10 protein-coding genes are annotated in these 13,098 nt (G+C 69.2%); 6 read left to right on the top strand and 4 right to left on the bottom strand.

Annotated elements, in window-relative coordinates:
- Positions 1-136: 136 nt before the first annotated feature.
- From ACFY5D_RS19975 to ACFY5D_RS19965, 3 genes are all read right to left on the bottom strand, one after another.
- Positions 137-2,197, bottom strand: a complete 2,061-nt coding sequence (locus tag ACFY5D_RS19975; RefSeq protein WP_387533952.1) for an SIP domain-containing protein — start codon at positions 2,195-2,197, stop codon at positions 137-139.
- Positions 2,198-2,206: 9 nt separating this feature from the next.
- Positions 2,207-3,265, bottom strand: coding sequence for a FecCD family ABC transporter permease (locus ACFY5D_RS19970; RefSeq protein WP_387533950.1), 1,059 nt, complete (start codon positions 3,263-3,265; stop codon positions 2,207-2,209).
- 95 nt (positions 3,266-3,360) lie between these two features.
- Entirely contained in the window at positions 3,361-4,461 is a 1,101-nt protein-coding gene (locus tag ACFY5D_RS19965) for a FecCD family ABC transporter permease (RefSeq protein ID WP_387533948.1), read from the bottom strand.
- 140 nt (positions 4,462-4,601) lie between these two features.
- Between ACFY5D_RS19965 and ACFY5D_RS19960 the strand changes: the two genes are divergently transcribed.
- The gene (locus ACFY5D_RS19960; protein ID WP_387533946.1) at positions 4,602-5,414 is read left to right on the top strand and encodes an MBL fold metallo-hydrolase; all 813 of its coding nucleotides are present in this window, start codon (positions 4,602-4,604) and stop codon (positions 5,412-5,414) included.
- 97 nt (positions 5,415-5,511) lie between these two features.
- On the opposite strand, the gene ACFY5D_RS19955 is transcribed toward ACFY5D_RS19960, so the two are convergent.
- A complete protein-coding gene (locus ACFY5D_RS19955; protein ID WP_387533944.1) occupies positions 5,512-6,558 on the bottom strand; it encodes an ABC transporter substrate-binding protein in 1,047 nt (348 codons plus the stop codon).
- 749 nt (positions 6,559-7,307) lie between these two features.
- Here ACFY5D_RS19955 and ACFY5D_RS19950 point away from each other — a divergent pair.
- From ACFY5D_RS19950 to ACFY5D_RS19930, 5 genes are all read left to right on the top strand, one after another.
- A complete protein-coding gene (locus tag ACFY5D_RS19950; protein ID WP_387533942.1) occupies positions 7,308-8,252 on the top strand; it encodes a siderophore ABC transporter substrate-binding protein in 945 nt (314 codons plus the stop codon).
- A 29-nt stretch (positions 8,253-8,281) separates the two neighbouring features.
- Positions 8,282-9,322 carry an ABC transporter permease gene (locus ACFY5D_RS19945; protein ID WP_387533941.1) on the top strand — a complete coding sequence of 347 codons (1,041 nt, stop codon included), beginning with the start codon at positions 8,282-8,284 and terminating at the stop codon, positions 9,320-9,322.
- The gene (locus ACFY5D_RS19940) at positions 9,315-10,406 is read left to right on the top strand and encodes an iron chelate uptake ABC transporter family permease subunit (RefSeq protein WP_387533939.1); all 1,092 of its coding nucleotides are present in this window, start codon (positions 9,315-9,317) and stop codon (positions 10,404-10,406) included. The genes ACFY5D_RS19945 and ACFY5D_RS19940 overlap by 8 nt, the downstream gene beginning before the upstream one ends.
- Complete coding sequence (locus ACFY5D_RS19935; protein WP_387533937.1) at positions 10,403-11,161, top strand: ABC transporter ATP-binding protein; 759 nt, start codon at positions 10,403-10,405, stop codon at positions 11,159-11,161. Before ACFY5D_RS19940 ends, ACFY5D_RS19935 begins: the two co-directional genes overlap by 4 nt.
- A gap of 416 nt (positions 11,162-11,577) precedes the next feature.
- Positions 11,578-13,044 (top strand): amino acid permease, encoded by a 1,467-nt coding sequence (locus ACFY5D_RS19930; RefSeq protein ID WP_387533935.1) that lies wholly within the window; start codon positions 11,578-11,580, stop codon positions 13,042-13,044.
- The last annotated feature ends 54 nt before the right edge of the window (positions 13,045-13,098 follow it).

The raw sequence follows: 13,098 nt of genomic DNA, 5'->3' as shown, positions 1-13,098 counted from the left end.
CGGCCTTTTGGGGGGGGGGCCCCCCCCCCCCCCCCCCCCCGCGCCCCGGGCCCCCCCCCCCCCCCCCGCGGGGGGCCCCCCCCCCCCCCCCCCGGGGGGGGGGGGGGCCCCCCCCCCCCGGCAGGTTGCCCTGCCGCTAGCCCTCCGACTTGCCGCGGCGCCAGTACCCCATGAACGCGACCTGCTTGCGGTCCATGCCGGCATCGCGCACCAGGTAGCGGCGCAACTCCTTGATCATGCCGGCCTCGCCCGCCAGCCAGGCGTAGAACGGCTGGGTGGATGCGGTGGCGGTTTCCCACAGGATCGTCTCGTCGACGTCGACGTCCTCCGGGTCCGCGCCCGTGACCACGGCGCCGGCGGCGGGGATCGCCACGGTTGCACGCACCGCGGAGGCCAGCAGCTCGCCGTGCGCGTGCGAGCCGCGCGGCAGCCACTGCACCGAGACGCCCGAGCGCGTGGAGGAACCCTGGATGTCCTCGGTGGTGGGGACCTCGATCAGCGCGTGCCCGGTGATGCCCGCCGGAAGCGACTCGAGGATGGAGCAGATGGCCGGGGCGGCCGTCTCGTCGCCGGCCAGCAGGATGCGGGAGGCGGTCCCGGGACGGAACTCGATGCCGCCGTAGCTTGCGTCGCAGAGCGCGGCGTTCGGGCCCAGGATCAGCAGCTCGTCGCCCAGCTGGGCCTGTGCGGCCCAGACGGTGGCCGGGCCGCCGGTGAGCCGGCCGCCCTCGGTGCGCAGGTGCAGCACGAAGTCGATGTCGAGCTCCGGCTCGGCACCGCGGTTGTCGCGGTGCCCGGCGGGGCGCAGCGCGCGCGCCGTGTAGGTGCGCATGGAACCGCGCTCCCCCTCCGGCAGCGCAAGCCAGCGCCGGTACCAGCCCGATGCCTCGTCCTCGGCCAGCAGCGCGCCGGGGCGCAGCGAGGAAAACTCGTCGGGCAGCTCGGCGCCCGTGGCGTTTTCCCGCACCCCGGCCCCGTGGGTGGGGGTCGGCGGGATCAACAGCTTGATGCGCAGGTCCAGCGGGGCGTCCCCGGCGCCGAAGTGCGCCAGGTCGGCGCCGGCAAAGGTGACGCGCTTGAAGTTCTTCCCGACGCTGGCAACGTCGACCACGCGGGTGGCGAAGGCGAGCATCTCGCTGATCTCCTCGGCGCGGCGCAGCGGCGAAGCCCCGGTCACCGGCGACTGGGCGTCGGTGACCGGCGACTGGGCGTCGGCGGTCCTCGCTTCTCCCCCGGGGGCATCGGCGGTGCCGGCGGCAGGCTCCCCGGTCGATGTCCCGGGCTCCTCCGCGGGTGCGGCGGTTGCGGCGGCCGGGACCGGCGAGGGAACCCCGATGCCGGATTCGGGCTCGACCTCCGGGGGCCGGGTGCGGTAGATGCCGCGGGCCGCCAGCACGGATTCGGCACGCAGCACGCGGTGCCGGCCGATCGGCAGCACCAGCGGGGTGCCGGCGACCGGGTCGGGAATGACCCGGCAGGGCATGCCGAACACGCTCTTGACCAGGTCCTCGGTGACCACCGCGGCCGGGTGCCCGGCGGCGACGATCTTGCCGTGCTTCAGAGCCACCAGGTGGTCGGCGTAGCGGGCGGCGAGGTTCAGGTCGTGCAGCACGATCACCACGGTGGTGCCGCGGGTGCGGTTGAGCTCGGAGATGACATCGAGCACCTCCAGCTGGTGGGCGACGTCCAGGTAGGTGGTCGGCTCGTCAAGCAGCAGCAGCTCGGTCTCCTGCGCCAGCGCCATGGCGATCCAGACGCGCTGGCGCTGGCCGCCGGAGAGCTCGTCGATCGGCCGATCGGCCAGGTCGGTGGTGCCGGTGAGGTCCATGGCGCGCTCCACGGCGGCCTCGTCCTCCGCGTTCCAGCGCTTGAACCAGCCCTGGTGCGGGTAGCGGCCGCGGCCCACCAGCTCGCTCACGGTGATGCCGTCGGGCGCGGTGGGGGTCTGCGGCAGCAGGCCCAGCACCTTGGCGACCTCGCGCGCGGGGCGGGTGTGGATGTCCTGCCCGTCCAGCAGCACCTTGCCGCCGGCGGGCTTCAGCAGCCGGGCCAGCCCGCGCAGCAGCGTCGACTTGCCGCAGCCGTTGGCGCCCACGATGATCGTCACCTCGCCCTTGGGCAGCTGCAGCGAAAGCTCGTCGACAATGCTGACGGCGTCGTAGGCGAGCGTGAGGTCCTGTGCTTCAAGAAGTGCCATGTCTAGCCCTCAGGTTCCTTCCTTGTTGGTGCGCACCAGGACCCAGATCAGGAACGGTGCTCCCAGCGCGCCGGTGACGACGCCGACTGGCAATTCTGTGTTGGGCAGGATGTTGGAGGCGATGAAGTTAGCGCTCACCACCAGCAGCGCGCCCATGAGCGCCGCCGATCCCAGGTTGCTGCGGCCCTCGCACAGGCGGATCGCCAGCGGCCCGGCCAGGAAGGCGACGAACGCCAGCGGCCCGGTCACCGCGGTGGCCACGGCCGTGAGCCCGACGCCCAGCAGGATCAGGCCCAGCCGGGACGGCCGCACGGCCAGGCCGAGCCCCGCCGCGGAGTCGTCGCCCAGCTCCAGGATGCGCAGCTTGGCGGCGGCCGGGACCAGCAGCGGCATGAGGATGGCCAGCGCCGCGGCCAGCAGCCCCGCGCGCTCCCAGGTGCTCGCGGAGAGCGACCCGGTGAGCCAGCGCAGCGCGTCCCCGGCGGTGCGCACGTCGGTGCGGGTGAGCAGGTACTGGATCAGCGCCTGCAGCAGCGCCGCCACGGCGATGCCCGCGAGGATCAGCCGCGGGCCGGTGTGCCTGCCCGCATCGGCCATCGCGTAGATGAACAGCGCCACGGCCAGCGCGCCGGCGCAGGCGATGAGCGACAGGCCGATCCCCTGCGCGCCGAAGACCAGCATGCCGGTGACGGCCGCGGCGCTGGCCCCGTAGCCGACGCCGATCACGTCGGGGCTGGCCAGCGGGTTGCGTAGCATGCGCTGGAAGATCGCGCCGGAGGCCCCGAACGCGGCGCCCGCCAGCACGCCGACGGCGGCCTGCGGCAGCCTGTCCTCCCACAGCATGAAGGAGACGCCCGGGACGCGTTCGCCGCCGAGCGCCGCCAGCAGGTCGGGCAGCTCGATCGGGCTGCGTCCGGCCAACAGGTCCAGGGCGATGGCGGCTACGATGCCAATCGCGGCCAGCACGTTGAACCGGGCCACGGTTCCGCGCCGAATGCGCGTCCGGGTGCGGCCGGTCCCGCGTGGATCGCCGCCGCGTGCCCCGCCGGGATTCGTGCGGGGCTTCACGCCAGGATCCAGTCCGGGTTTCCCGCCCGCATTCGTGCCGGTCGTCGTTGGTGCAGGTTCACCGGCACGTGTGCGCGCCAGGTCGGATCGAACACTCACAGGGATACCTTCCGTCCGCGGCGCAGCAACCAGAGGAAGATCGGGGCGCCGATCACTGCTGTCATGACGCCGACCTGCACCTCGGCGGGCGGGGCGATGACGCGGCCCAGCACGTCGGCCGCCAGCAGCAGCACCGGGCCGGCAAGCATGGAAAGCGGCAGCAGCCAGCGGTAATCGGAGCCGACGAGCGCGCGCACGGCGTGCGGAACGATCAGCCCGACGAACCCGATGGGCCCGGCCAGCGCAGTGGCGGCGCCGCAGAGCAGCACCACACCCGCGGCGGAGACCGCCCGCCCGCGCCCGACCCGGAAGCCGAGCCCGCGCGCCGAGTCGTCCCCGAGCGAGAGCGCGTTGAACAGCCTGGCGCCGAACAGCACCAGCAGCGCACCGAGCCCCAGGAACGGCAGCACCGAGAGCATCTCCGGGACCTCCCGGGCGCCCAGCGTGCCGACCTGCCAGAACCTGAAGCGCTCCAGCGCCTCCTGCCCGACCATCAGCACGGCGCTGGTGAGCGAACCCATGCCCGCCGCCATCGCGGCGCCGGCGAGCGCCAGCTTCATCGGCGTGGCACCCTCCCGGCCCAGGCTCGCGACCAGGTAGACCAGCACCGCGGCCACCGCGGCCCCGAGGAACGCAAAAAGGATGTAGCCCTGCAGGGTGCTCACGGCGAAGAAATGGATGCCCAGCACCACGGCCAGCGCGGCACCGGCGTTCACGCCCAGGATGCCCGGGTCGGCCAGCGGGTTGCGGGCGATGCCCTGCATTCCGGCGCCCGCCAGGCCCAGCGCGGCGCCGATCAGCAGGCCGGCGACGGTGCGCGGGATGCGGGAGTGGACCACCGCGTGGTCCCCGTTCGCCGCGTCGAAGTTCACCAGCGCCTCCCACACCGTGTGCGGGGCGATTGCGCGGGCCCCCACCAGCAGCGAGAGGAACACCGCCGCAAGCACCGCGGCCAGCAACACCAGGACCAGACCCGCGGGGTGCAGCCCCGCGCGCCGCACGGGTCGGGAATCGGCGGGGGTCGATCCGGGTGCCCCACCCGGGGCCGACGCCGGTTCCCGGGGCGCCCCGGCCGCGGTTCGTAGAATCTGTCTCATTCCTCTGTCCCTGTGTTGCTGCCGTGCGCCGTGCCCGGCATGCGTGGCACTGCGTCATTTTTGATGGCCGCCGACAGCGACCACTGAATTTTACGGGGTTTCCCCGGGGTCCCCCATCGAGCACACCCTAGACTGGGCCCATGAGCATGCAGCCCCACACGGAGTTCGTCCCAGCCTTGCAAGTCTCGTCCCTGGCCGCGGTCCGGCTGGCGCCCAACCCGGGCCCGATGTCGCTGGAGGGGACCAATTCCTACGTCCTGCGCGGCGCGGGCAACGAGCACGCGGTGATCGTCGATCCGGGGCCCGACCACGCGGGCCACCTGGCCGCGCTGGCCGCCGAGGCCGTGGAGCTGATCCTCATCACCCACCGGCACCACGACCACACCGAGGGCATCGACACCCTGCATCGGCTCACCGGCGCCCCCGTCCGCGCGTTCTTGCCGGAGCATTGCCGCGCTGCGGAGCCGCTGCGCGACGGCGAGTGGATCGAGGCCGCCGGAATGCGGATCCAGGTGATTGCCGCCCCGGGCCACACCTCCGACTCGCTGTGCTTCTTCCTGCCCGACGACGGCGACACCGGGTCCATGCTCACCGGCGACACCATCCTGGGCCGCGGCACCACCATCCTGGACGCGCCGGACGGCACGCTGGGCGACTACCTGAAATCCCTGGACAACCTGGCCTCGGCACCCGATGCGCGGGTCCTCCCGGCGCACGGTCCAGTGCTCGCGTCGCTGCACAAGATCGTTGGCGAGTACCGCGCGCACCGCCTGGAGCGGCTGGAGCAAATCCGTGCGGCCCTGGCGGGGCTGCGCGCCTCCGGCGTCGGGAATCCCGGCATCGCCCAGATCGCGGACGTCGTCTATGCGGATGTCGATCACTCCGTGCGCGGGGCGGCAGAAATCTCCGTGGCGGCGCAGTTGCGCTACCTCGGAGATCTCGGCGAGTACTGAGCGCTCACGTTCGCTGCGCACGGGGACCATGGGCACTGATCGGCGGTGAGCGCTGCCGACCGGAAATTGCGGGCCGGCGGCACTCACCGCGTCTCGGCTACTTTCCCGATGCTGCCTGGGCAGCGGCGGCCAGCTTCGGGACCACCTTGTCGATGGCCCACTGGACGGACAACGGCGAGGTCGCGGATACCGCGAGCACGTCCATGTCGCTGTCCACGGCCACGAGGCCGCCCTTGGACACTGCCGGGATCTGTGCAAACAGCTTGTTCTCGGTGATCTCCGTGGTGCTCGATCCGGCAGGGATCCAAGTGAAGAAGATGTCCGAATCCAGTTCGTTGGCGCGCTCGGCCGACCATGGCAGGTAGAACTCGCCTGCCTTGACGTTCTCGTCCACGATCTTCGCCTGCGTCATGCCCAGGGCGGAGAGGAAGCGCGGACGGTTGTCGCCCGACGCGTAGAGGTTGATGCCGCCGTCTGCCGGCTCCAGGTTGCCCGCGATGAACGTGGTCTCCTTGAAGACCGGGTTGGCTTCACCGGCGGCGGTGAGCTTGCCCTCGAGGTCACTGATCAGGGTCTTGGCCTCGGTGTCCTTGCCCAGCGCCTTGCCCACTGCCGAGGTCACGTCCTGCCAGCGGCTGGTGTAATTCGGGGCCACCGGGCCGATGACGGGTGCGATCTTGGAGAGCTTCTCGTACTCGTCCTTCGTCAGACCCGAGTATCCGGCGACGATCAAATCTGGCTGAACCTCGGCGATTGCGGTGAAGTTCACGCCGTCTGCTTCGGAGTACTGCACCGGCGCCTTCTCGCTGCCGATCGGGGCACCGAGCTCCTCGAGCTTGGCGTCCTTCCAGTCGGTGGAGTTCTTCGCGTTGTTGCCCCAGACATCGGATGCCATGCCCACCGGAACAACGCCCAAGGCCAGAACGGCGTCTGCGTTCACCCAAGAAACCGTCGCAATGCGCTCCGGCTTCTTGGGGATCTTGGTGGTGCCGTAGATGTGCTCGACGGTGACGGGGAAGGCAGCCTCTGCCGCGGCAGGCGAGGTGCTCGCGGCCTCGGGAGCTGCGCTGCCGCATGCGGTCAGGCTCAGGGCAATGGCGGCAGCGGCTGCGGCGAAGAGGCCGCTGCGTCGGGAGAACTCCATGAATAGATCCTTCGGTGACTCAACAAGGGTGCCTGCGCAAGCTAGGGGAACGACTTGTTTCGCAAGCAGGTGACGAGTAAGGCTAACCTCACAAAAGGCAATTACACAACATAAACCACACCTAATCGACGCCTGCCGGCGGCGCGCATTCGCCCGCAAGCCCCAAGATCCCGCTTCCTTGCAGGCAAGAAGCGATTTGAGTCACATTGCGCAACAAGTCGACGACGGTCCCGGTCGGGCCATCCGGACAGTCCTGACGCGAGGTTGATCACCCTGCCGGGGCCCGGCGCAACCCCCGCGCCAAGCCAGCCTTGCGGCGGTTGACGCGACACTAGCAGGGCATGTATCCACCATCCGATGTCACACCCAAACCATTTCCGGGCGGAGTCGGCGTCCCCAAATTGAAGGCCGCCGCCGGGCGGGCGCGGCTGTCGATCCACGACCCGCCCCGGGACTGCCGGCCGCAAGCCACGCGCACCCCTACGCGGACGAGGTCGGCGCGGGGTGGCGCTTCGCCCGCCACTTCACTCGTGTTGGAGATCACATTCAGGCGGCCCGTGATCCCAAAACCGCGAGGTGACGGGGTTTATTAGGCAAACCTACGCCAGGGCAACCCGGGGAGGCCCGGCGACGGTTTGCGCATAGGCACGCCTTATCTATAGCGTTTCACCTAAGTTCATTTACGCAACGAGGTTGTTTGCTAATTGCCCCGCGCCTCTTGCTTCAGCACCATCAACGGAGAAAAGACAGTGAAGATTTCCTTCCGGACCGCCCTCGGCACCGTAGCTGCCGGCGTATCCCTGCTTGCCCTGACCGCTTGCGGCGGCTCCACCGAAGCCGGTGCGAATGCGGCAGACGCAAAGACCGTTGAAATCACCCACGCACAGGGCACGACCAAGGTTCCGGTGAACCCGGAAACCGTCTACACCTTCGACCTGGGCGTGCTCGATTCGATGAACTCACTGGGCATCGAGGCCGACGGCGTTCCGGAAACCACCTACCCGGATTCCCTGGGCAAGTACAACGACGCGAAGGTCACCAAGATCGGCTCCATGAAGGAACCTGACTTCGAGGCCATCTCCAACGGCAACCCCGACCTGATCATCATCACCGGCCGCACCTCGGGTTCCTACGCGGAACTCTCCAAGATCGCGCCGACCGTGGACCTGTCCGTGGACGCCACCAAGCCGCTCGAGTCCTTCAAGGAACAGGCCGGCAAGCTGGGCACGATCTTCGACGTCGAGACCAAGGTCGACGAGCAGCTCGCCGCACTGGACACGAAGATCGCCGACACCAAGGCAAAGAGCGCCAACGCGGGCAAGGGCCTGATCATCATGACCTCCGGCGGCGAACTGACCGCCTACGGTGCGGGATCGCGCTTCGGCCTGATCCACGACGTGCTCGGCGTTGCCACCGTCGCCGACATCAAGTCCGAGGGCGCCCACGGCGAATCGATCTCCTTCGAGTTCCTGAAGACCAACAACCCGGACACCCTCTACGTGGTCGACCGCGATTCGGCCATGGGCACCGCGGGCGAGGCCTCCAAGGCCGTGCTGGACAACGAGCTGGTCAAGTCCACCAACGCCGCGAAGAACGGGAAGATCGTGAACCTGGATCCGACTGCCTGGTACATGGTCGGCTACGGCCTGAACAACACCAACAAGATGATCGACGAGGTCGCCGCGGGCCTCTAGGCGCCCGATCGACCCCCTCGCCACACATCATGAGTGCAGCAGCGCTACCCGAGACGGTCGCCGCGGATGAAAATCCCGCGGCGGCCGTTCGGCGTACCCGAAAGATTTCCGAAACCACCTGGCTGGCCGTTGGCACGATCGGCGTGCTGGCCCTCGCGTTCGTGAGCCTGTTCGTCGGCGTCTCCGAGGTGACCCTGCCGCAGCTGCTCTCCGGCGACGCCGGGGCCTGGGAGCTGCTGTGGATCTCCCGGCTCCCGCGCACCCTGGCCGTGCTGCTGGCCGGCACCGCCGTGGCGGTGGCCGGGTTGATCATGCAGCTGATGGTGCGCAACAGGTTCGTCGAGCCGTCGACCGTGGGCACCGTGGAATCGGCGACGCTGGGCATCCTGGTGGTCACCGTCGCGCTTCCGGCCGCGCCGCTGATCCTGAAAATGGGCGTGGCGTCGGTGTTCGCGATCGGCGGCACCGCGCTCTTCCTGGCGGTGCTGAGCAGGCTGCCGTCCCGCAACACGCTGCTGGTGCCGATCGTCGGCATCATGCTCGGCGGGGTGATCGGCTCGGTGACGACCTTCTTCGCCTACAAGTACGACCTGCTCCAGACGCTGGGCAACTGGATGATCGGCGATTTCTCCGGGGTGCTGCGCGGGCGCTACGAGCTGCTGTGGATCGTCGCGGTGCTCACGCTCATCGGCTACGTGGCGGCCGACAGGTTCACGGTGGCCGGGCTCGGAGCGGACTTCACCACGAACCTCGGCATGAACCACAGGGCGATCATGCGGCTGGGCCTGGTGCTGGTCTCGCTGATCTCCGCCGTGGTGGTCACGACCGTGGGGTCGGTGCCGTTCCTGGGGCTGATCGTGCCGAACATCGTCTCGCTGCTCTTCGGCGACAACCTGCGCCGCGCGGTGCCGTGGACGGCGCTCTTCGGCGCGGGCTTCGTGCTGGTCTGCGACGTGATCGGCCGCACCATCCGCTACCCCTACGAGGTGCCGGTGGGCATGGTCATGAGCGTGCTCGGCGCGACCGTCTTCCTGGCGCTGCTGCTGCGAACCAGGAAGTCCCATGCCTAAGACCCTGGCCCGATCCACCCCGCCATCCCCCGACGGCGACGCCGACCTCACCCCCGGACATTCGGGCGGCGGCTCCCGGCCCGGGCGGCGTTTCCCCCCGGGATCGTTCTCCTGGCGGTCGCTCTCCCCCAAGCGCATGTCCCCCGCCGTGCTGATCACGCTGCTGGGCGTGCTGTCGGTGTTGGCCATCGTGCTGTTCATGACGATCGACCTGCGCGGGAATCTCTCCTATGCGCTGACCCGGCGCGGCATCCGCGTCGGCGCGATGCTGGTGGTCGCGGTGGCCGTCGGCCTGTCGACGCTGATGTTCCAGACCGTGACGTCCAACCGCATCCTGACCCCGTCGATCATGGGGTTCGACGCGCTGTACATCCTGATCCAGACGGCGCTGGTCTTCGCGCTGGGCTCCTCCACGCTGCTCACGGCGTCCCCGTCGCTGAAGTTCGCGGTGGAGGTGGGGCTGATGGTGGTGTTCTCCGCGCTGCTCTACCGCTGGCTGTTCACCGGCGGCAACGGGTCGCTGCACCTGATGCTGCTGGTCGGCATCGTGATCGGCACGCTCTTCCGCGGCTTCTCCTCGCTACTGCAGCGGCTGATGGAACCCAGCGAGTACATCGTGCTGCAGGACCTGTTCTTCGCGTCCTTCAACCAGGTGGACCCGGTGCTGCTGGGGATCTCCGCGCTGATTGTCCTGGCGATCCTGGTGGTGGTGTGGCGGCTGCGCAAGAGCTTCGACGTGCTGGCGCTGGGCCGCGAGACCGCCATCAACCTGGGCGTCGACCACCGGCGCATCGTCACCCTGGTGCTGGTGCTTTGCTCCATCCTGGTGGCGGTGTCCACCGCGCTGGTGGGGCCGGTGACGTTCTTCGGGCTGCTGGTGGTCTCGCTGGCCTACCAAATGGTGCGCAGGTTCTCGCACGCGGCCCTCATCCCCGTCGTCTGCCTGCTCGGGGTCATCATGCTGGTCGGCGGCCAGCTGGTGCTCGAGCGGGTCTTCGGCTTCGCCACGGCGCTGAGCGTGATCATCGAGTTCGCCGGCGGCCTGCTGTTCCTCTACCTGCTCCTGAAGGGTTCCCTGAAGTGATCCGCATCGAAAACCTGGTCAAGTCCTACTCCGGGACGCGCGTGGTCGATTCCGTCAGCACCGTGATCCCGGCCGGCGGCGTCACCTCCATCATCGGGCCCAACGGCGCGGGCAAGTCAACGCTGCTCTCGCTGATCTCCCGCCTGTCCCCCATGGATGCCGGGAGCGTGTCGATCGGCGGGCTGGACATCGCCCGCACGCCGAGCAAGGACCTGGCCCGCTCGATGGCGATCCTGCGGCAGGAAAACCACATCACCATGCGGCTGCGCGTGCGCGACCTGGTGGGATTCGGGCGCTTCCCGCATTCCGGCGGGCACCCGACGGCCGCGGACCGCGTGCACATCGACTCCGCCATGGCGCAGCTGGACCTCACCGCCCTGGCCGACAGGTTCCTCGACGAGCTCTCCGGCGGGCAGCGCCAGCGCGCCTACATCGCCATGGTGCTGGCCCAGGACACCGACTACCTGCTGCTGGACGAGCCGCTGAACAACCTGGACATGAAGCACTCGGTGGAGATGATGCGCATGATCCGCCGGCTGGCCGACGAGCTGGGCAAGACGGTGGTGATCGTCATCCACGACATCAACTTCGCTTCCTGCTACTCGGACACCATATTGGCGATGCGCGACGGTTCGCTGGTGCACCAGGGGACGCCGGCGGAGATCATGCGGGGCGAGGTGCTGCGCGACGTGTACGACATCGACATCCGGATCGAGGAGATCGACGGGAACCGGATCGGCGTGTACTTCGCGTAGGGTTTGCCCTGCCTCCTTCCAGATTCCTGGGCGAGGTCGGTGATTTGCCCGATTTATGCGCGGGATTGCGGGAATTCCTTCGGAAAACGGGAGCGTTTGTTGGCCTTGGGGCCGCTGGGCGCTCCCGTTTTGATGTGGACGCGGAGGCCGCGTTCGGTGGCGCCAGGTTGCTCCGGGGTCATGCATCGGGGTGCGCGCCCTTGCATGAGTTTGCATGGGCACCGAGCCCCTTCCTGCGCGGGAAAAGCGGCAAAAACCGGTTAACCACTAGGAATTCGGGGTAAGTTTGCCCACATCCCGGGCGCCGCGAGGATGCTCATAACTATTCATTGACCTGCATATTGCGGGGTTTTTCGTGGATCCGGGGCGAAACCTGCCCGAATCCGCCGTCGTCGAACGGTGCGAAGATTCTCTGCATGACCACGCGAAACATTGCACCGGCCACGGGCAGGCCCACGCTGCGCCAACAACTCGGCGCGCGCAAACCGATCGAGGCGTTCATCGCCGAGGCCGGAAACGGAACCGGCGACGGGCCCAAGCTGCGCCGCACCCTCGGGCTGCTGCACCTGACCATGATCAGCGTCGGCGCCACCCTGGGCACCGGCATCTTCGTGGTGCTCTCCTCCTCGGTTCCGATGGCCGGGCCCGCGGTCTGGATCTCCTTTGCGATCGCCGGCCTCGCGGCGCTGTTCGCGGCGCTGTCCTACGCCGAGATGGCCGGCGCCGTGCCGGTGTCCGGGTCGAGCTACACCTACACGTACGCGACCATGGGCGAGGGCCTGGCCTGGATCTGCGGCTGGTGCCTGGTGCTCGAGTACGCGGTGTCGGTCGCCGCGATCGCCGTGGGCGCCGGCGAGTACCTCAACGAGATGGCCCGCACGCTGGGCCTTGACCTGCCCGCCGCGCTGACCAATCCCCCGGGCACCGACGGCGGCGTGTTCAACATCCCGGCGCTGGCGATCGTCCTGTTCGCCACGGTGCTGCTGGTGCGCGGAACCCGCGAGTCGGCGGTGGTCAACACGGTGCTGGTGTTCATCAAGATCGCCGTGCTGCTCTTCTTCATCGTGATCGCCTTCAGCGCGTTCACCTCCGGAAACTTCGACCCGCTGCTGCCCATGGGCACCGCGGGCGTCTCCGCCGCGGCGGCCCGCCTGTTCTTCTCCTACATCGGGTTCGACGCCGCCTCCACGGCCGGCGAGGAAGCGAAGAACCCGCAGCGCGACCTGCCGCGGGCGATCGTGCTCTCGATGGCCATCATCACCGCGCTGTACATCCTGGTGGCGGTCTCCGCGATCGGCGCCCGCCAGTGGAACTGGTTCGACGGCAAGGAGGCCGCGCTGGCGCAGCTGCTCGAGGAGGTCACCGGCCAGGGCTGGGTGGCGCTGCTCTTCGCCGCCGGCGCGGTGCTGTCCATCGTCTCCATCGTCATCACGGTGCTCTACGGGCAGACCCGCATCCTGGTCGCGATGAGCCGCGACGGCATGGTGCCGGCGGTGTTCGGGCGGATTTCCAAGCGCAACGGCGCCCCGGTGGCCGGCACCTGGATCACCGGCGGTTCGGTGGCGCTGGTGGCGGGCCTGGTGCCGCTGGGCCAGCTGGCCGACGCGACCAGCATCGGCACGCTCTTTGCGTTCTCGCTGGTGTCCCTGGCGGTTATCGTCCTGCGCCGCACGCAGCCGGAGCTGCCGCGCACCTTCAAGGTGCCGCTCTACCCGCTGACCCCGATCCTCGCGATCGCCTTCTGCGGCTACCTGATGCTGAACCTGGGCGTGACCACCTGGGTGGTCTTCGCGATCTGGATGGCCGTGGGCGCGGTCATCTACCTGGGTTACGGCCGCCGCAAGTCGAAGCTTGCCGCCACGTGGGGCGCGCCGCTTTCCTGATTCCCGCGCGCTTGACCACGCGCAGACAACGACTGCCCCGGGCACCGATCGATC

It is taken from the genome of Paeniglutamicibacter sp. NPDC012692, from assembly GCF_042901625.1.
Taxonomy (GTDB): domain Bacteria; phylum Actinomycetota; class Actinomycetes; order Actinomycetales; family Micrococcaceae; genus Paeniglutamicibacter.
The sequence above is the reverse complement of the archived record's forward strand: the minus strand, read 5'-3'. Positions and strand labels throughout refer to the sequence as shown.

Excerpts from the sequence above, each read along its gene's own strand:
- ACFY5D_RS19955 (WP_387533944.1), bottom strand. The coding sequence starts at position 6,558 with ATGGAGTTCTCCCGACGCAGCGGCCTCTTCGCCGCAGCCGCTGCCGCC.
- ACFY5D_RS19975 (WP_387533952.1), bottom strand. The coding sequence starts at position 2,197 with ATGGCACTTCTTGAAGCACAGGACCTCACGCTCGCCTACGACGCCGTC.
- ACFY5D_RS19965 (WP_387533948.1), bottom strand. The coding sequence starts at position 4,461 with ATGAGACAGATTCTACGAACCGCGGCCGGGGCGCCCCGGGAACCGGCG.
- ACFY5D_RS19945 (WP_387533941.1), top strand. The coding sequence starts at position 8,282 with ATGAGTGCAGCAGCGCTACCCGAGACGGTCGCCGCGGATGAAAATCCC.
- ACFY5D_RS19960 (WP_387533946.1), top strand. The coding sequence starts at position 4,602 with ATGAGCATGCAGCCCCACACGGAGTTCGTCCCAGCCTTGCAAGTCTCG.
- ACFY5D_RS19930 (WP_387533935.1), top strand. The coding sequence starts at position 11,578 with ATGACCACGCGAAACATTGCACCGGCCACGGGCAGGCCCACGCTGCGC.
- ACFY5D_RS19940 (WP_387533939.1), top strand. The coding sequence starts at position 9,315 with ATGCCTAAGACCCTGGCCCGATCCACCCCGCCATCCCCCGACGGCGAC.